Here is a 17,715-nt window from a genome sequence, read left to right as displayed (position 1 = left end):
ACAAACCCGCCTTAACTGACACAGCCCGTACGTTTCACGACACCCGGTGTCATGAAGCCTACGGGCCGTGTCAGCGTTGTGCGATGTTGATGAGTCGTAGGGCTCGCCGTTTCGGCGCGTGATCGAATCCCTTTGCGCGACGTCCAAGTGCGGTGTATTAAAGCCCGAATGCGCCCCCGCTGATCAAGATGAAGACACCAAGCCCGATGAGGACGAGCGGGAACAGGATGTGTTCCCAACGCTCCAAAATTTCAGCGATCGGACGTCGCGTAGCGATGAACTTGGCCACAACAACGAGCACCGCAACGAGCGCGAGGAACACCACGCAGTATGCGACCACGGCCGCGGGCCCCACGCTGAGGAAAACGGGGACGTAGACGCCGATGTTGTCTCCGCCGTTAGCAAAGGTCACTCCTGCTACGGCCCAGATAGCGACCTTCTTACCTTCGATCTTGCTCTCATCGTCATCGTCATCGTCATCGTCGTCGTGCCGGCGACGCCATGCTTGCCAGGCCGCCCATAGCCCCAGCGCCAGAGGAATCAGACCGAAGTATGGGATGACATCGGGAGGCAGAAACGCTCCGGCACCGAGAGATACGAGAACGGCGGCGGTGAGAATACCAACGAATCCCAGGTACTGACCGACCAGGATTCGAACCGTCGTGCCGCGTTGCCCCGCGCCGCGAGCGAAGAAGAGGGACAGCACGATGATGTCGTCGATGTTTGTGGCCAGGAACAGGCCGATCGCTTGGAGGACGGAGAGGATCATGTGCGTACTTTCCGGAAGCAGAGCAGAATGCCGAGCCCTACCCCAACGCCGAGGACGACGTCGGCGAGGTTGCCGATGAAGAGGTTACCGTAGGCGAGAAAATCGGTGACGTGACCGCGGCCGAATCCGGGCGGGGCGAGCAACCGATCCAGGAGGTTGCCGACTGCACCTCCCAACACGAGGCCGATCGCGACTGCCCACCCGGCTGTTCGGGCGCGCGTCGCGGCGATGAGCAGGGCGATGGATGCCGCAGCGGCTACGACGGTCAGTAGCCAGGTTACGTCGGCTCCGAGGGACATCACGGTGCCGGGGTTGAACGCGAGCTGCAAACCGAGCCAGTCTCCGAGGATCGGGATCCGGTCGTGCTCGCTGAGCTGGGCGAGGGCGAGTGATTTGGTGCCTTGGTCGACCAGCACGGCGACCGCTGCGACAGCGCCCGCGAGCAGGAACCGCCGCGCTCGGCCTTGCCGCGTCGTCGCGTGGCGAGGCGAATTCGTCACTTCTCCGTCCTCCGCCCTGGTGAGAGCGGTTGTGTCGTCGGGCCGGGTCATGCTTTCTTCCGCCGCGCTGCGCGGAGCCCGTTGAGGATGACGACGACCTCTGCAACCTCGTGTACGAGCACGACGGCTGCGAGCCCGAGGATTCCCGTGATTGCCAACGGCAACAGCACCGCGATAATCGCGATGGAGAGCACAACGTTCTGATTGATGATGTTGCGGCCGCGGCGGGCGTGCTCCAGTGCCTGTGGAATGAGGCGCAGATCATGTCCTGTGAATGCAACGTCAGCCGATTCGATCGCGGCATCCGCTCCCTTCGCACCCATCGCGATCCCCAGGTCCGCAGAAGCAAGCGCGGGGGCGTCGTTGATGCCATCCCCGATCATGGCCGCGGGCTGCGACTTCGACAGCTCTGTAACGGCGGCAGCCTTGTCCTCGGGGCGCAGCTCGGCACGCACGTCACTGATGCCGGCCTGTGTGGCCAGGGCTGCGGCGGTGCGGGCGTTGTCGCCGGTGAGCATTGTCACCGCGATCCCGTGGCGGGTGAGCGTCGCGATGACCTCGGGAACCTCGGGGCGCAGCTCGTCACGTACCCCGATCGCGCCGACAGGATGGTCGTTGCGGTGCACGATGACGACGGTCATCCCCTCGGATTCCATCGTCTGCACCTGGTCGGCCAGCGAACCGGCATCGAGCCAGCGCGGGCTGCCCACGGCGATACGGGCACCGTCGAGCGTGCCTGCGATGCCGTGTCCGGCAGTCTCACTAACGGCTTCCGCGGTCGGGGCGTCAGGGACGGCGTTGGTGATCGCAGTGGCCAGGGGGTGCGTGCTGTGACCTTCCAGGCTCGCCGCCCACACCAGCACTTCATCCTTGGTCGCGCCCGCGATGGTGGCGACGCGGGCCACGGTGGGTTCGTTGCGGGTCAGGGTGCCGGTCTTGTCGACGGCGAGGTGGCGGATGCCACCGAATCGCTCGAACGCGGCCCCGGACTTCACCACCACACCGAACTTTGATGCTGCGCCGATTGCGGCTACGACGGTGAGTGGAACGGCGATCGCCAGGGCGCAAGGGGAGGCTGCGACCAGCACGACCAGAGCGCGGGTGATCCATAGCTCGGGGTCGCCACTCAGGAGCGATCCGAGCACGCCGACCAGCACGGCGAGGATCATCACGCCGGGAACGAGGGGACGGGCGATGCGGTCGGCCAGGCGGGCGCGATCACCCTTCTCAACCTGCGCCTGCTCGACCAGCTCAACGATCGTGGTGAGAGAGTTGTCGGTGCCGGCGGCGGTTGCCTCGATCTCGAGGACACCTGAGGTGTTGATCGACCCTGCCGAGACTTCGGTGCCGGGATCAACGTCGATCGGGATCGACTCGCCCGTGATGGCGGACGTGTCCAGACTGCTCCGTCCGGCGCGCACAATGCCGTCGGTAGCTACCCGTTCGCCCGGACCTACCACGAGCACGTCTCCAACGCGCAACTCCTTCGCCTCCACTTCGGCAGTGGCGTCGCCGCGCTTGACGAGTGCGGTCTCGGGCACGAGCTTCAACAGCGCCCGCAAACCCGCACGCGCACGGTCCATCGCCTTGTCTTCCAACGCTTCTGCAATCGAGTAGAGAAACGCCAGGGCAGCAGCTTCCTCGACGTAGCCAAGGATCACCGCGCCGGTAGCGCTGATCGTCATCAGCAACCCGATCCCGAGCTTGCCCTTCGTGAACAGCTTGCGCAGCGCACCCGGCGCAAAGGTCGATGCGCCCAACAGCAAGCCGATCCAGAACAGCACCAGCCCCGCCAACTCCGCGCCGGACCACTCGCACACCAAACCGGCAGCGACGGCGACACCGGACCCAATGGGGATCAGGACGCTCGGACTCCGATACCACGGACGGTCGTCGTCATCGTCGTCGTCGAGATCGACGTGCTCGACCTGTGAACCCGTGACCATGCTCATGATCGAACCTCCCCTGCCACACAGCCTTCGACCCCACAGCCGGGGTCCATGCACGGCACGTGCTCGTCGACTGCGAGCGTCACCTCAACGAGCGCGGTTAGCGCCCGCGCAAGGTGCGGGTCGGCAATCTCGTAACGAGTCTGTCGACCCTCGGGTTCGGCCACAACGATCCCACACCCACGCAAGCACGTGAGGTGATTCGAGACATTGGAGCGGGACAGCCCCAGCTCCCGAGACAGCACCGCTGGATAACTCGGCCCGTCAAGAATAGTCAGCAGGATGCGCGAACGAGTGGGGTCAGCCATCGCCCGCCCGAGTCGATTCATCACGTCAAGGCGATCTGCAATAGTCAGCATACGATGACTATACATCACATGATGTATAGTCATCGCGGCCTACGGAGATGCGACCAGTCGGTCGTCGCCGACGTGCGCAAGGAGGCGTGAGCCGAGCTGGGAGCGCCTCGCATTGTGCTTGCGCATGAACAGAACCGTCTTGTCCTGGGGCATATGTCGTCTGTTGATTTCTTGACTGTCTCGGTTGCGTCACCCGCATAATCTGTTCGCCAGGTGACGAGCAGATGAACCCCTCCAACAACAGTTGTAGTCTGTATCGATAAATGTCAATATAGATATATGTCGATTCAAGAGGTTGAGCTGGTCATCATCGGGTCCGGCCCTGCGGGATACACCGCAGCCGTCTATGCCGCACGTGCAGGCCTCACCCCCGTGGTGCTTGCCGGTTCCGTGACGGCCGGCGGCGCACTGATGACGACGACCGAGGTGGAGAACTTCCCAGGGTTCATCGACGGAGTGCAGGGCCCTGAGCTGATGGAGTCGATGCGCGCCCAGGCGGAGCGCTTCGGGGCCCGCATCCTCCTCGACGACGCGGTGCTTGTCGACCTCGACGGTCCAATCAAGACGGTCGAGACGGGCTCTGGCGAGACCTTCCTCGCTCGCGCAGTCATCTTGACGATGGGTTCGGTGTACCGGAAGCTCGGCATCGCCGACGAGGAGCGACTCACCGGCCACGGCGTCTCCTGGTGCGCCACTTGCGACGGCTTCTTCTTCCGTGAGCAGGACATCGTCGTCGTCGGTGGCGGAGACTCTGCGATGGAGGAGGCACTGTTCCTGACCAGGTTCGCGTCGAAAGTCACCGTCGTGCACCGTCGTGGTGAGTTCCGGGCGTCGAAGATCATGGCGCAGCGTGTGCACGATCACCCAAAGATCGAAGTCGTCTGGAACAGCGAAGTCGCTGGCCTCATCGGCGCTGAGAAGGTCGAAGCAGTCTCACTACGCGACACCATCACCGGCGCCGAGCGGGAGCTGCCGGTCACCGGAGTCTTCGTTGCGATCGGCCACGACCCGCGCTCCGAGATCGTTGCGGGACTCGTCGATACCGATGCCGACGGCTACGTGCTCGTGGAGCATCCCTCCACCCGCACGAACCTGACGGGAGTCTTTGCCGCCGGCGATCTCGTCGACCACACCTACCGCCAGGCGATCACCGCCGCAGGCACTGGATGCGCCGCCGCACAAGACGCGCAGCACTACCTCGCCGCGCTCGACGAGGTCGCACACGTCTTGACCGAGGCCGAGGAGGTCTTCGCATGAGCGTGCCCATCACCGTCACCGATGCAACCTTCCAGGCCGAGGTCCTCGACTCCGAGATCCCCGTCGTCGTTGACATCTGGGCCACATGGTGCGGGCCCTGCAAGCAGGTCGCGCCTCTCTTGGATCAGCTCGCGGCCGAGTACGACGGCCGCGTGAAGATCGTCAAGCTCGACGCCGACCAGAATCCTGAGACGGTGACCGCAGTCGGTGTCACATCGATTCCCACCCTCGGCTTCTACAAGGGAGACGCGCGCGTCGACATGCTCATCGGCGCCCACCCGAAGCCCGTCATCGCCGAGAAGATGGAGGTGCTCCTCGCATGAGCACCGCAACCGTGCCTACCACTGCCCCGACCACCCGGCGCCTGTCGACCCTCGACCGCTGGTTGCCGCTCTGGATCGGTCTCGCCATGGTCGGTGGCATCGTCATCGGTCGCTTCATCCCCGGAGTCTCCGGCCTTCTGGCGAGCCTCGAGGTCGGCGGAATCTCGATCCCCATCGCCCTCGGCTTGCTGGTGATGATGTATCCAGTTCTCGCGAAGGTCCGCTACGACAAGGTCGTCGCGGTCACCGGAGACAAGCGGCTCCTGCTCTCGTCCCTCGCACTCAACTGGCTGATCGGCCCGGCGCTGATGTTCGCCCTCGCCTCGGCGTTCCTGCCCGACCTGCCCGAATACCGCACGGGACTCATCATCGTGGGGCTTGCCCGATGCATCGCGATGGTCGTCATCTGGAACGACCTCGCCTGCGGCGACCGCGAGGCGGCGGCTGTGCTCGTCGCCATCAACTCCGTCTTCCAGGTTATCGCCTTCTCGCTGCTGGGCTGGTTCTACCTCACCGTCCTCCCGGGTTGGCTCGGACTCGACTCACAAGGGTTGGACATCTCGATCGGACAGATCGCGCTGAATGTTCTGATCTTCCTCGGTATCCCTCTCGTCGCCGGGTTCGCCTCGCGTTTCATCGGGGAGCGCACCAAGGGACGCGACTGGTACGAAGACCGCTTCCTGCCGAAGATCGGCCCGTGGGCGCTGTATGGTCTGCTGTTCACCATCGTGCTGCTCTTCGCGCTGCAGGGCGAGCAGGTCACGAGCCGTCCCTGGGAAGTCGCACGAATCGCGCTCCCGCTGCTGGCGTACTTCGCGATCATGTGGTTCATCGGCCTCTTCACCGGCAAGGCCCTCGGCCTCGGCTACGCACGATCGACGACCCTGGCATTCACCGCCGCGGGCAACAACTTCGAACTCGCCATCGCCGTCGCCATCGGCACCTTCGGCGCCACATCCGGCCAAGCTCTGGCCGGGGTCGTCGGCCCGCTCATCGAAGTCCCGGTCCTCATCGGACTCGTCTACGTCTCGCTCTGGGCTGCCCGACGCTGGTTCCACACCGACACGTACACCGCTGAGAGGATGCAGTCATGAACGTCACCCTGAGGACCGCAGACGACACCTGTAGTCCCGTCGTCGCCCATGCCATCGGGCTGGAGGCCGCCTCCTCGGTGGCCGCCACGCTCAAGGCCCTCTCGGATCCACTGCGGCTGCGGATGCTGTCGGCCGTCGCCTCCGACCCGCGCGGAGAGTCGTGTGTCTGCGACCTCGCCGACCTCGCGGACGTCGCCCAGCCGACCGTGTCTCACCACCTCAAGGTTCTCAAGGATGTGGATGTCCTCACCTCCGAGCGGCGTGGAACCTGGGTGTGGTATCGGATCAATCCGAACCGGCGCAATGCCGTCACGGCTCTGCTGGAATCGTTCGCGCCCGCGACGATCGCGCCGGGGAATGCATCCGCCGAGGACGACGGGCTGCGACCGGACTTCGATGCGCGCGTGACGCGTCTGGCGAAGGAGTTGGCAGACGAGGTCCCCGAACTTGACGAGGATGTCGTGCTCTCGATCGTCCGCGAGTCTTACACATCGCTCGCGCGCACAGCCAGGGTCACCTCCGCCCTCGTGCCTCTCACGGAGCGCTTCGCACGTCAGCGACTCGCCGACCTCACTCGCGACCGCGATGCGTCGGTCCCGCAGGTGCTCTTCGTATGTGTCGCGAACGCTGGGCGTTCGCAGCTCGCCGCCGCGCTCGTCAACAAGCTCGCCGGTGGCAAGGTCGTCGCGCGCTCGGCAGGGTCCGCGCCCGCGGACGTCATTCATCCGCATGTCCGCTCGATCCTCGCCGAGATCGAAGGCGACCTGGCCGCCGAGAGATTCCCGAAGCCGCTCACCGACGATGCCGTCCGCGCGGCCGATGTCGTCATCACGATGGGTTGCGGCGACGTCTGCCCGATCATCCCGGGTGTGCGCTACGACGACTGGGCAGTCGGCGACCCCGCCCTGGCCTCGCGCGACGGGGTCGAGGCCATCCGCGACGATATCGCCGGACGCGTGTGCGCGCTCGTCGACGACCTACTTCATTGACCAACCCCTCGCACCAGGAGCAACTATGCTGACTCGACCGCCAAGCCCTCCGTCCTCTTCGTCTGCGTCCACAACGCCGGACGCTCTCAGATGGCCGCCGGATTCCTCCGCGACATCGCCGGCGACCGCATCGAAGTCCGCTCCGCCGGGTCCATGCCCGCCGACCAGATCAACCCGACCGCAGTCGAAGCGATGAGTGAACTCGGGATCGACATCACCGCCGAGCAGCCCAAGGTGCTCACCACCGAGGCCGTGCAGGCATCCGACGTCGTCATCACGATGGGATGCGGCGACGCCTGCCCGTTCTTCCCCGGCAAGCGCTATGAGGACTGGGAGCTCGAGGATCCGGCCGGTCAGGGCATCGATGCCGTCCGTCCGATCCGTGACGACATCAAGGCGCGCATCGAGCACCTGGCGAGCGAACTCGTTTGACCGCGAGGCCGCCCCGCCTTACACACTCCTGGTGGTGCCCAGTCTCGGCGCCCCGATGGGCAGCTGAGCGCATCTCCTGCTGGAATGCAGCGTTTCATCGTGCAGTCGTCGTCATCTCTCTGACCGAGCCTGCACTTCACGACAACGTCCATTCCAGGTCTCCGAGTGCCTGCGTCGCGCCTACCGGGGCAATGCAGTCAATCCACTGTCATCGAAGACCAAGATGTCACCCTCGTTCGTGATGGTGATTGCTTGTGCGGAGCCGTGAGTGGTACCAGCGGGTACCCACTCGGCGGTAGAGCCTGCGATGGTCCAAATCTGCCCGCCGTTGCCGACACCGACGAGACGCTTGCTGTCGGGCGACGCGGCGAGGATGTAGAGCAATGGCGCATCGTTCAGGGTAGTGAACGTGGCACCCTCGTCCGCGCTGACTTGCAGCCCGTCCGGTGTAGCGGCAATCAGTCGACCCGTGGCATCGACGACAAGACTGACCGCGGTGACCTCCCCGACGGGGGACCATGTTTGCCCAATGTCGTCACTGCGCAGCAGTTCGATGGAGTCTGACGCGCTCCCGTAGAGGGTTCCGTCGGGGTTAGCGGCTAGGACGTGGAAGTCTTTCTCGCCGGTGAATGAGACCGGAGTCCAGGATTGGGCACTGTCCTCGCTGCGGATGATTCCGAGGTTGGGGGATCCGAGTTCGGGGGCAGTTGTTCGCCCGGGGTGTCCGGACGCGATGAGGGCGTTTCCGATGGCAGTGAGGCCCATCGCGTCAAAGTCGCTGTCGCTGACACGCCCGCCGACTTGGCCATCCAGTGTGGCCGTGTAGATCCCGTCATGTGCGCCGAGCAGGAATCCATCTCCATTGGGGTCGGGCACGATCGCGTGGACATGGTCGATGCTGGTGGCGTGGTCGTTTCCGGTGGTAGGCGGGGCGGGTGTTGTGCACCCGGCCAGCGCGATGCTGGCCGCGAGTGCGGTCGCGATCGTCAGCGCGGCACGGCGGCGTCGACGGAGTGTGGGCAGGCGGGAGTTCGTGAGGGTTCGCATGATGGTGTGCGCAACAGATCGATAGGTGGGGTGCGGGAGTCCCGCACCCCACCCCATGGATCACAGGGTTGCGAGGATCTCCTTCATCGTGGCGATCTCTTCCGTTTGCGTGTCGATGATGGTCTCGGCCAGTGCGACGGCGTCGCTGTTCTGCCCGTCGTCGACTTCGTCCTGCGCCATGTCGACAGCGCCTTCATGGTGCTGAATCATCTGCTCGAGGAACAGACGGCCAGCATCTGCACCGGTGGCGTCTTCGAGGGCCTGCATGTCCTCCTCGGACATCATGCCGCTGCCGTGATCCATGCCCTCCATGTCGGAGGTGTCTTCCGCGCCCCAGTCCTCGAGCCACTGGTCCATCTTCTGGATCTCGGGCTCCTGCGCGGCCTTGATCTCTTCGGCGAGAGAGACGACGCGCTCATCGACGCCGTCCTTGCTGAGAAGGACGTCGGACATCTCGATGGCCTGCGCGTGGTGCTCCTTCATCATGCTGGCGAACATGATGTCGGCGTCATTCGCGTCCGCCGTCTCTGCGGGTGCGGACGAGCTGCTGTGGTCCATGCCTTCCATGCCGTCTCCAGAGCCGGTGCTTCCCGCGCAGCCAGTGAGGGCGAGGAGGGCGGTGAGGGTGAGCGCGGCGATCGCCGCGGGTCGAATCTTCATGAGGGTTCTCCAAGGGTCAGTGATGAGGCCCGGCTGGTGCCGGTACCAAGGGGTGCTTTGCCCGCAGGGCGGGCTCGCGCGTCATCACGTACGACTGATGCAGAGAACCGTGAGAGAGGGAGGTGGGGGAAGGGCCTGAGCGCGGGCGGGCCCGCGTTTTGCCGCGGCTGTAACCATCGCAACCAAGAGGGTGTGCCGCCAGCCGAACCCGATTCGCCTGAGAAGGATGGTGGCCACCAGGAGCGCGAGGATGCACGCCATCCACGTCATCGAATCTCCGGCCCCACACGTCGCGCATCCCGCGTCCTGTGTCGGTGCGGCCGGTATTCCGGCGGATGTGGAGGCGTCGTGGTGAGAGGCGGATACGCCGGTCTGGGTGCTGACAGCGACGGTGTCATGGTGACCCGCGGCCGTCGCATGCGAGTTGAAGGAGTGCATCGCCAGGAGCCCGGCGATGATGCCCACCGCGATCGCGACGACGGCCAGGACGGTGTGGGTGAGCGTGCGCGGTCCGCGCACTTGTTGTGCGACGTTGATCAGCGACATACTCACCTCCCGCGTTCCTCAGCCTACGTCCGTCGGCCTGACTGTTTCTCGCTACGTGCCCGTCACAGCGTCCGGGCGCAAGTCCAGTCGGCGCAGCAGCTGCGCGTTGAGCGCGACGACGATGGTCGACAGGGACATCAGCAGCGCGCCCACGGACATCGGCAGCACAAACCCGATCGGGGCGAGCACACCGGCCGCGAGGGGGACGGAGAGCAGGTTGTAGCCGGCGGCCCACCAGAGGTTCTGTTTCATCTTCCGGTAGCTGGCCCGCGACAGTTCCATCACCGACAGCACCGATCGGGGGTCGTCGCTGGCGAGGATGACCCCTGCAGAGGCGATCGCGACATCCGTTCCGGCGCCGATGGCGATACCGACGTCGGCCTGCGCGAGCGCGGGGGCATCGTTGACACCGTCTCCGACCATGGCAACCTTGCGGCCTTCGCTCTGAAGCTCTTTGACCTTCGAGGCCTTGTCCTCCGGGCGCACGCCGGCGAAGTACCGGTCGATGCCGAGCTCGCTCGCGACGGAGGCGGCGACGGCGTCGGCGTCACCGGTGATCATGACCACCTGCACGCCGCGTTCATGGAGGGCGTCGACGGCGTGACGCGACTCGGAGCGGATCTCGTCCGCCAAGCGCAGCGCTCCGGCAACCTGACCGTCGACGAGCACGTGGAGGATGATCGCCCCCTCATGACGCCACTCGTCGGCGACCGGTAGCTCGGAGGCGTGTTCCTGCTCGAGCATGTACGGGCCACCCACCTGCACGATGCGTCCATCGACACGTGCACGGACCCCGACCGCGGGGGAGGATTCGAAGTCGGACGAAGCAGGAACCGTGAGGGTCTTCTCTTTCGCGGTGTTGACGATCGCGCGAGCGAGGGGGTGCTCGGAGTCGGCTTCCGCGGCCGCGGCCCAGGCGAGCAGCTGGTCGGAATCGGTCCCGGCGACGGGGTCAATCGCGGTGACGGCGGGGGTGCCCTTGGTGAGCGTGCCGGTCTTGTCGAACAGCACTGTGTCGACGGTGCGCATGCTCTCCAGCGCGAGGCGATCCTTGATCAGCACTCCTCCACGGGCGGCACGCTCGGTCGCGATCGACACGACGAGCGGGATCGCCAGGCCCAGAGCGTGGGGGCAGGCGATCACGAGGACGGTGATCGTGCGGATCACCGCGGCGTCGGGCAGGCCGACTATCGTCCAGACGATCGCGGTGATCGCGGCAGCGCCGAGCGCGAACCAGAACAGCCATCCCGCTGCCTTATCCGCGAGCCGCTGCGCCCGCGAAGACGAAGACTGCGCCTCGGTCACCAGCTTCTGGATCCCCGCGAGAGCCGTGTCCTCACCGATAGCGGTGATCTCTACCCGCACCCCGGAATCGGTGGCGACGGTGCCGGCGATGACCTGATCGCCGTCGCCGCGGCGCACGGGCCGGGACTCACCTGTGATCATCGACTCGTCCATGCTCGCCGAGCCCTGCACGATCCGCCCGTCCGCGGGCACCCGCCCGCCGGGGCGCACCACCACGACATCACCGACCTGCAGCTCGGACGGGGCGACTGTGACGGTCGTATCGCCCTCGATCTTCTCCGCCTCATCGGGCAGCAACGCCGCCAGGGAATCCAATGCGGAGGTCGTCTGTGCGAGCGAGCGCATCTCGATCCAGTGACCGAGCAGCATGATCACGATCAGCAGCGCCAGCTCCCACCAGAAGTCCAGCTCGTGATGCAGCAGGCCCAGACTCGCACCCCAGGACGCGAGGAACGCCACCGTGATCGCCAGGGCGATCAGGAGCATCATCCCGGGCTTGCGGGCACGAAGCTCACTCACCGCGCCGGTGAGGAAGGGGGCACCACCCCAGACGTACATGACCGTCCCGAGAACCGGGGATACCCACCCGACCCATGCGGCCTCCGGCAACGGGTACCCGAGGATCATCGAGAACATCGTCGAGAACCCGACAACAGGGACCGCAATGACCAGCATGATCCAGAACATGCGTCGGAACTGGCCCACGTGATCGCCGTGACCACCATGGCCCTCGTGCCCGCCGTGACCGGCGTGTTCTTGAGGAGCGCCGCGATCGTGGCTCATCGCCGCGTGGTCATGCTGCGCCGTTGGTGCTGTGCCGTGTTTCTCGTGTGCGGTGTGATGGGTGTGCTCGTCGTGCTGGCTCATCGGAAACCCTTGCTCGGATGCGCCCGGGTCGAGCCGGGTGCGGACGGATAGTGGGTCAGGCTTGGCTGGTCGCAAGGGTGTAGCCGGCCTCTTCGACCGCAGCCCTCACGGCAGCGGGATCGACAGGGGCTGCGCTGTGAATCGTCACTCGGGACGGGCCACCGGCGTTCAGGTCGACGGTGACGGCTGCGACACCGTCCAGGGCGCTCAGTTCCTCACTGACGCTCGATACACAGTGTGAGCACGTCATTCCCGTGACCAGTACGTCCTCCGAGACCGGGGCCGCCACAGGAGCGGATGCCTCGATGTCCGATGGGGCGGCGCAGCATGCGCAACCGGCGTTCGCGTCTTTCAGTCCGAGTTCGATGCGGTCAGTCATGGTGGGTTTCTCCAAGAGTCAGGCGGGTGGTTATGAACGGACCAGGCGGGCGATGGCGTCGTTTGCTTCGCGGACTTTTTCCGCGGCAACCTCGCCGCCTTCCGCGCTTGCCTGGGCGACGCAATGGCTCAGATGGTCGCTGAGGAGCGACAACGCCACAGTTTCGAGCGCCTTCGTGGCCGCAGCGACCTGCGTCAGGATGTCGATGCAGTGCTTGTCCTCATCGGCCATCCGAGAGATACCTCGCACCTGACCCTCAACCCGACTCAAGCGCTTGCGCAGATCCGCCTTGTTGTCGGTGTAACCGTTCATACGGATAGCAGACCCCCTGGGGGTATACTACCCCAACAGGCAGGGGTCTATTCCCAGACGACAGCATTTGGCTGCGATTTCAGAGAAGCCAAGACAGCGGCCCTTGCAGCGTGGTCGCAGCTGCGATCAAATGGCGATAGACCAAGGGCGACAGACCTTTTACGGATAGAGCTTCACGGAGGCCCATCATGACGATTGAACTGCTCCACATCTCTGACTGCCCCAGTTGGGAAGACACCCTTCACCGTCTGCGCGTCGCGGTCGACAAGACGCTCCCGGGTACGTCAATCGACGTCACACTGATCGACTCCACCGAGACCGCCCAGAGCCGGCCCTTCGCCGGATCCCCCACGATCCTCATCGACGGCGCTGACCTCTTTCCCTCGCAAGGACGTACGGGCGACCTTGCCTGCCGGATCTACTTCACACCACTCGGTATGGCTGGATCTCCGACCCAGCAACAAATCGAGGAAGCTCTCGCGACTCATGGATGACACCGCAGACTTGACCTGTTCCTGCTGCGGACGCCAATACCCACGTCGCCGTTTGCACGCACTCAGCGACACCGTCTATATCTGCCGCCGCTGCGGACTCTGGGTCGCGCTCCGCCTCCGCGCCGACCCCATCGAGCACTGATAGGGAACGCGATCCTCTACCTCGCGAGACACCGTGCCAGGGTCGAGCCCCGCTCTGGTTGCGCGGGCGTTCACAACAGCTCGGTTATGGTCCAGGGGTGCTGGGCGTCTGGCTGCGCTCAGCACCCTCCGGGTTTCAATCGACTTGTTCCTTCGGTGCCCGTGGAGTGACCATCGCGGCCACCCCCGCAGCGACCACAGCGGCGATGCTGGCCACAACAAGTGCTGCGGTGAAGCCATCTGTGGTGCCTCCGGCCAGGCTTACCGCGGCGACGCTGGACATCACGGCAGCGCCTACCGACGCGCCAAACTCGTGGAACGTACTGACGATGCCAGACGCGATGCCCGCCTCGTGAGGGGCGACTTCCCGAGTGCCGACGCGGACGCGGCGACGAACAGAATGCCTGTGCCCGCCGCAGCCACAGCAATGCCGATCGTCGCGATGACGGGGGTCAGCCAGAGGCCGGCGACGGCGAGCCCGACCGCTGCGACGATCAGACCGGTGGCGGCAAGGGCTGGGAGACCGAGGCGGGCGGCGAGGTTCCCCGCGAGAGCCGCCCCGATCATCGTGGCCGCCGCAACGGGCAGGAACAACAGCCCGGTGATCAGGGGTCCGTATCCCATGTGCCGTTCTGCTGCGCGATCGCCATGAAGATCAGGAAGATCCCGGCGACGACAGGGCGGCGCGTCATCAGGCGAAGATCCATCAACGGCGTCCGGGTGGTGCGCTGTCGAACGACGAACGCGACGTACAGCGCAATCGCGACCACGATCCCGATGCCGTTCTCCCACTGCCAGAGCCCGACCTGCTCGATCGTGCCGAGCACGCCTTCGAGCACACCGCTGGGATTCGCAGCACCCAAGAGGTGCGTCTTCGGTGGGTGGGCCACCGTCTCCACGGCGACGCCTTCATCACCATCGACGGCATGCCGCTCCACGACGTCACCACCTTGACCGAAGAGGCAGGGCGGCAGGTACATGCGCACCTGCTCAGCGTCGACGTCTGAACGCAGGCAGGCAAAGCGTCAAACACGCCCGACTGAGTGACATTCAGTGTCATCTCAACCCGATTCCGACACGGCGTTCCTGGACCACCCGCGAGGAGCTTCGCATCGCGATCGTGACCTGGATCGAACGGACCTACCACCGGCGCCGCCGGCAGGCACGCCTGGGACGTTTGACGCCGGTCGAACTCGAGACCATCATGAACCAGAACCTGGCCCTCGCGGCCTAACCGAAACTGTCACCTATCCGTGCAGCAGTCCCCATTGCGAAGTTGAGACGTTCGTTCTCAGCCCTTGTGATGCTTCTGGCGAAGGGGCGGTGATGCATTTCTGCGACCGCCTCCGAATCGGTCGGTGCCAAGGCGTGAGGATGAACCGGTCCGAGCTCCGAAGTAGGTGGATAACCAGCATGTCAGTGCCTGCGGGTGCTGCGTACCCGCTGAATGCGGAGGCTGTTGTAGATCACGAGGACAGACGACAGTGACATCGCGGGCGCGGCGATTAGTGGGTTGAGCAGGACTGCGGCGGCGATGGGGATGGCGGCAACGTTGTAGCCGAATGCCCAGCCGAGGTTTGTCCGGATGGTGTGCAGAGTCTTTCGCGAGATGGCAATCGCATCGGGAATGACGTGAAGGTCATCACGCACCAGGATGCGCGTGCCGGCGGCGTGGCTGTCTCCGGTGAGGGGTACCGTGCGGAGGCGCTGCGCGTGCAGCGCGGCGATGACGTCTGCTGCTTGCAGTTTGATGGTGTCGGCAAGCGAGAGGATGCCGATGAGCACTCTGTCGCGAGCGACGAGAGCGGTGGTGTGGCCATGTGCATCGGCCCATACGAGTGCTTCCTCGGCCGGAGAGAGGTCCACGCCTTGCTGACTCAGGAGGGCAGCGCCGCCGACGAGTAGCGCCCTGTTCTCGATGCGTGCGGTCGCGCCTAGCTGTACTGACCTCGACCGTTGTTGATTCCGTCGATGGGGGTGTGGCCTCCGATGCCGAGGTGGGCTCTGTCTAGGTTGTAGTGGTCGAGCCATGTTGGCAAGGCGGCTGCGCGTTCTGCGTTTGAGGTGAAGGGGCGGGCGTAGGCCCACTCAGCGGCGAGTGTGCGATTGAGTCGCTCGACCTTCCCATTCGTCCAGGGGCAGTGCGGCTTGATGAACTTCTGCGTGACCTGGTTATCTGCCAGAGCGGCGTGGAACGCTCTCGCATGCCGGTAGGCGAACGCGTTGTCCGTGATGATGCGCTCGACTCTCACCCCGAGATCGGCGAAGAACGCGATCGCTCGCCGGGCAAACGCTGCGCAGGTGTCGCCCTTCTCGTCGCTGTGCACCTCGGCATAGGCGACCCGGGAGTGGTCATCGATGGCGGCGTGGACGAAGTCGTATCCGACCTTGCGATGCGAGGTCCTGTGAACCGCCGCGCTCTGCGAGGGGATCGGCCCGCCATCCGCCGCCGTCGGGGATACGGCCGAGCTTCTTCACGTCGATATGGACCAGCGACCCCGGATGGTCGTGTTCATAGCGGCGCGCAGAACGGCGCGTCGCGCGGATCACGGCCCCCGTGACCGGGTCCAACTCGCGCAGCAACGGCATCTGGTGGCGGCGCAGAACACGGCCGACTGCCGAGGCGTGCATGCCGAGCCTTCCAGCGATGAAAACCGGTCCCCGGCGGGTGAGGTGACGCATGATCCGCACCCGCGCCTCCACGCACGGACCCGTCCGCGCCGGATGCGACCTCGCAACGCTCGATCGGTCCGCCAGCCCAGCCGGCCCGAACTCACGGAAACGACGCCACCACCGCCACGCCGTCGTGCGGGAGATACCCATCTCCGCCGCCACGTGAGCGACCGCCCGCCCAGACTGGATGCGCTGGACCATGATCAACCGGCCGGCCGGAGTCAGCCGGGCATTAGCGTGGGACACGAGAAGCCTCCGTGTGATCGAGCTGCAGAACTAGACAGCTCCAACTCGACACCGGAGGCTTCTCCTACGTCAACAACGATCCGGGTCAGTACACCTAGCCCCGGGAGCGCTGTGAAGACTTCGATGGAGGCGAGATCAGCGACGTGCACGGCTGCCGCTTCCTGGGTCGCGCGAGCGATCGGATGCTCGGATCCGCTTTCGAGGGGGCGACCTACCTCCAAAGCTCGTGAGATGGAACATCGATAGCGATCGCCACGTATGAACGGGTTCTTCGGCTCCGTCTGACCGCATACCCTGGGTATCAGGAGAGCCCGGAGTAGGAGTGAAGGCCTTGGAAGTACATGTTCACGATGGTGAAGTTGAAAAGCACCGCGGCGAAACCGACGATGGACAACCACGCGGATCGTGATCCTCGCCAGCCGCGGGTCGCCCTGGCATGGATGTACCCGGCGTAGAGCACCCAGATCACGAAGGTCCACACTTCCTTGACGTCGAACCCCCAGTACCGACCCCAGGAGTCATTGGCCCAGATCGCGCCGGCGATCAGGGTGAAGGTCCAGAACATGAATCCGACGATCGCGAAGCGGTACGCGAGCGTCTCCAGCGTGTCGGTGGCCGGCACGGTGTTCAGGAAGCTAGGTCCTGGCTCCTGACGAGCGTCGGCCGACGCTCGGGCGAGTCGGCGTGTCCGCCGGTTCTGCAGCAGTTGGGTGATGGATATGCCGCAGGCGATGGCGAACAGGGCGGTAGCCAGCGATGCGACGAAGACGTGGATGACGAGCCAGACGCTCTTGAGTGGATCCATCAACGGCACGACCTCGACGTAGAAACTGATCGACGAGCCACCGAGAAGGAGCACGATCATGCCGATGAGGAACGCGCCGAGGAAGCGGAGGTCGTAGCGCCGCAGAACGGCGAGGTAGACCGCGACGATCAGGACGGTGCCTGTGAGGGCGAACTCGTACATGTTCGCCCAGGGGACGCGTTCGGCGGCGATGCCACGGGTGACAGTCCCTGCCACATGAAAGAGGAAGGCGAGCGCCGTCAGCGACGTCCCGATCCTCGCCCACAGTAGTCGAGGCCTTTGCGACGGTGGAACCCGGATGCTATCCGGCGACTCTCGCGGATCCTGCACACCTAGAAGGGCTCGGGTGTGCGAAGAACTGCCGGCTGCGACGAGCTCATGTTGGCGTTGCGGTGCTGGTGTGCGGGCCGCGCGTTGCGCGAGGTCAATGCTGAAAGCGACGAACGCCAGCAGGTAGGTGGTGATCGCGGTCCACACGAGCAGCAATGAAATGCTGTCGAGGGACAGCGGGTCGACGTCATTCATGCGAGATCATCCTCTCGATCAAAGGGCGGTTACGGGCGATGGG

19 protein-coding genes and 3 pseudogenes are annotated in these 17,715 nt (G+C 65.1%); 7 read left to right on the top strand and 15 right to left on the bottom strand.

Annotated features, from left to right (window positions below; genetic code table 11):
- Positions 1–157 precede the first annotated feature (157 nt).
- Genes L687_RS36630 through cmtR form a run of 4 tightly spaced genes read right to left on the bottom strand, consistent with a single transcriptional unit; the run spans position 158 to position 3,577 of the window.
- Positions 158–769 (bottom strand): cadmium resistance transporter, encoded by a 612-nt coding sequence (locus L687_RS36630; protein WP_021200819.1) that lies wholly within the window; start codon positions 767–769, stop codon positions 158–160.
- Positions 766–1,269 carry a signal peptidase II gene (locus L687_RS0121860; RefSeq protein WP_046399004.1) on the bottom strand — a complete coding sequence of 168 codons (504 nt, stop codon included), beginning with the start codon at positions 1,267–1,269 and terminating at the stop codon, positions 766–768. The genes L687_RS36630 and L687_RS0121860 overlap by 4 nt, the downstream gene beginning before the upstream one ends.
- A 47-nt stretch (positions 1,270–1,316) precedes the next feature.
- Positions 1,317–3,221, bottom strand: coding sequence for a heavy metal translocating P-type ATPase (locus tag L687_RS36625; protein ID WP_031207764.1), 1,905 nt, complete (start codon positions 3,219–3,221; stop codon positions 1,317–1,319).
- Positions 3,218–3,577, bottom strand: coding sequence for a Cd(II)/Pb(II)-sensing metalloregulatory transcriptional regulator CmtR (cmtR, locus tag L687_RS42225; RefSeq protein WP_084487395.1), 360 nt, complete (start codon positions 3,575–3,577; stop codon positions 3,218–3,220). Before cmtR ends, L687_RS36625 begins: the two co-directional genes overlap by 4 nt.
- A 279-nt stretch (positions 3,578–3,856) precedes the next feature.
- Here cmtR and trxB point away from each other — a divergent pair, with 279 nt between their 5' ends.
- The 5 genes and pseudogenes from trxB to L687_RS36600 all read left to right on the top strand — a co-directional run.
- Entirely contained in the window at positions 3,857–4,834 is a 978-nt protein-coding gene (trxB, locus tag L687_RS36620) for a thioredoxin-disulfide reductase (protein WP_021200815.1), read from the top strand.
- The gene (gene trxA / locus L687_RS36615) at positions 4,831–5,157 is read left to right on the top strand and encodes a thioredoxin (protein WP_021200814.1); all 327 of its coding nucleotides are present in this window, start codon (positions 4,831–4,833) and stop codon (positions 5,155–5,157) included. Before trxB ends, trxA begins: the two co-directional genes overlap by 4 nt.
- Positions 5,154–6,251 (top strand): ACR3 family arsenite efflux transporter, encoded by a 1,098-nt coding sequence (gene arsB, locus L687_RS36610; RefSeq protein WP_021200813.1) that lies wholly within the window; start codon positions 5,154–5,156, stop codon positions 6,249–6,251. Before trxA ends, arsB begins: the two co-directional genes overlap by 4 nt.
- Positions 6,248–7,240 (top strand): metalloregulator ArsR/SmtB family transcription factor, encoded by a 993-nt coding sequence (locus L687_RS36605; protein ID WP_021200812.1) that lies wholly within the window; start codon positions 6,248–6,250, stop codon positions 7,238–7,240. The genes arsB and L687_RS36605 overlap by 4 nt, the downstream gene beginning before the upstream one ends.
- A gap of 42 nt (positions 7,241–7,282) precedes the next feature.
- A pseudogene (locus L687_RS36600) lies at positions 7,283–7,672 on the top strand (arsenate reductase ArsC); the annotation flags it as partial.
- 180 nt (positions 7,673–7,852) lie between these two features.
- Here the strand turns inward: L687_RS36600 and L687_RS36595 are convergent.
- From L687_RS36595 to L687_RS0121855, 6 genes are all read right to left on the bottom strand, one after another.
- On the bottom strand, positions 7,853–8,719 hold the full coding sequence (locus tag L687_RS36595; protein WP_021200810.1) for a F510_1955 family glycosylhydrolase: 867 nt from the start codon (positions 8,717–8,719) through the stop codon (positions 7,853–7,855).
- 60 nt (positions 8,720–8,779) lie between these two features.
- A complete protein-coding gene (locus tag L687_RS36590) occupies positions 8,780–9,379 on the bottom strand; it encodes a DUF305 domain-containing protein (RefSeq protein ID WP_021200809.1) in 600 nt (199 codons plus the stop codon).
- 84 nt (positions 9,380–9,463) lie between these two features.
- Positions 9,464–9,925, bottom strand: coding sequence for a DUF6153 family protein (locus L687_RS36585; RefSeq protein ID WP_152525921.1), 462 nt, complete (start codon positions 9,923–9,925; stop codon positions 9,464–9,466).
- A 51-nt stretch (positions 9,926–9,976) separates the two neighbouring features.
- Complete coding sequence (locus L687_RS36580) at positions 9,977–12,097, bottom strand: heavy metal translocating P-type ATPase (RefSeq protein ID WP_031207753.1); 2,121 nt, start codon at positions 12,095–12,097, stop codon at positions 9,977–9,979.
- 55 nt (positions 12,098–12,152) lie between these two features.
- The gene (locus L687_RS36570; RefSeq protein WP_021200805.1) at positions 12,153–12,476 is read right to left on the bottom strand and encodes a heavy-metal-associated domain-containing protein; all 324 of its coding nucleotides are present in this window, start codon (positions 12,474–12,476) and stop codon (positions 12,153–12,155) included.
- Between the two features lie 30 nt (positions 12,477–12,506).
- The gene (locus L687_RS0121855) at positions 12,507–12,788 is read right to left on the bottom strand and encodes a metal-sensitive transcriptional regulator (RefSeq protein WP_031207751.1); all 282 of its coding nucleotides are present in this window, start codon (positions 12,786–12,788) and stop codon (positions 12,507–12,509) included.
- 188 nt (positions 12,789–12,976) lie between these two features.
- On the opposite strand from L687_RS0121855, the gene L687_RS36565 reads away from it, so the two are divergent.
- Positions 12,977–13,282: a hypothetical protein gene (locus tag L687_RS36565; RefSeq protein WP_021200803.1), complete on the top strand. Its 306-nt coding sequence runs from the start codon at positions 12,977–12,979 to the stop codon at positions 13,280–13,282.
- A 435-nt stretch (positions 13,283–13,717) separates the two neighbouring features.
- On the opposite strand, the gene L687_RS41940 is transcribed toward L687_RS36565, so the two are convergent.
- Both L687_RS41940 and L687_RS41935 read right to left on the bottom strand, forming a co-directional pair.
- Positions 13,718–14,047: a hypothetical protein gene (locus L687_RS41940; RefSeq protein ID WP_052514713.1), complete on the bottom strand. Its 330-nt coding sequence runs from the start codon at positions 14,045–14,047 to the stop codon at positions 13,718–13,720.
- The gene (locus L687_RS41935) at positions 14,029–14,403 is read right to left on the bottom strand and encodes a hypothetical protein (RefSeq protein WP_167540703.1); all 375 of its coding nucleotides are present in this window, start codon (positions 14,401–14,403) and stop codon (positions 14,029–14,031) included. Before L687_RS41935 ends, L687_RS41940 begins: the two co-directional genes overlap by 19 nt.
- Before the next feature lie 98 nt (positions 14,404–14,501).
- Here L687_RS41935 and L687_RS43025 point away from each other — a divergent pair.
- Positions 14,502–14,657 (top strand): annotated as a pseudogene (locus tag L687_RS43025) (IS3 family transposase); the annotation flags it as partial.
- 182 nt (positions 14,658–14,839) lie between these two features.
- Here L687_RS43025 and L687_RS36555 read toward each other — a convergent pair.
- The 3 genes and pseudogenes from L687_RS36555 to ccsB form a co-directional block, all read right to left on the bottom strand.
- Positions 14,840–15,289: a hypothetical protein gene (locus tag L687_RS36555; RefSeq protein WP_021200800.1), complete on the bottom strand. Its 450-nt coding sequence runs from the start codon at positions 15,287–15,289 to the stop codon at positions 14,840–14,842.
- Between the two features lie 68 nt (positions 15,290–15,357).
- A pseudogene (locus tag L687_RS41620) lies at positions 15,358–16,342 on the bottom strand (IS481 family transposase).
- A 301-nt stretch (positions 16,343–16,643) separates the two neighbouring features.
- Positions 16,644–17,672, bottom strand: coding sequence for a c-type cytochrome biogenesis protein CcsB (ccsB, locus tag L687_RS0121840; RefSeq protein ID WP_031207748.1), 1,029 nt, complete (start codon positions 17,670–17,672; stop codon positions 16,644–16,646).
- Positions 17,673–17,715: the final 43 nt, after the last annotated feature.

The sequence above is a fragment of the Microbacterium maritypicum MF109 genome (genome assembly GCF_000455825.1).
Classification (GTDB): Bacteria; Actinomycetota; Actinomycetes; order Actinomycetales; family Microbacteriaceae; genus Microbacterium; species Microbacterium maritypicum_A.
This window is presented reverse-complemented; position numbering and strand designations above follow the sequence as displayed.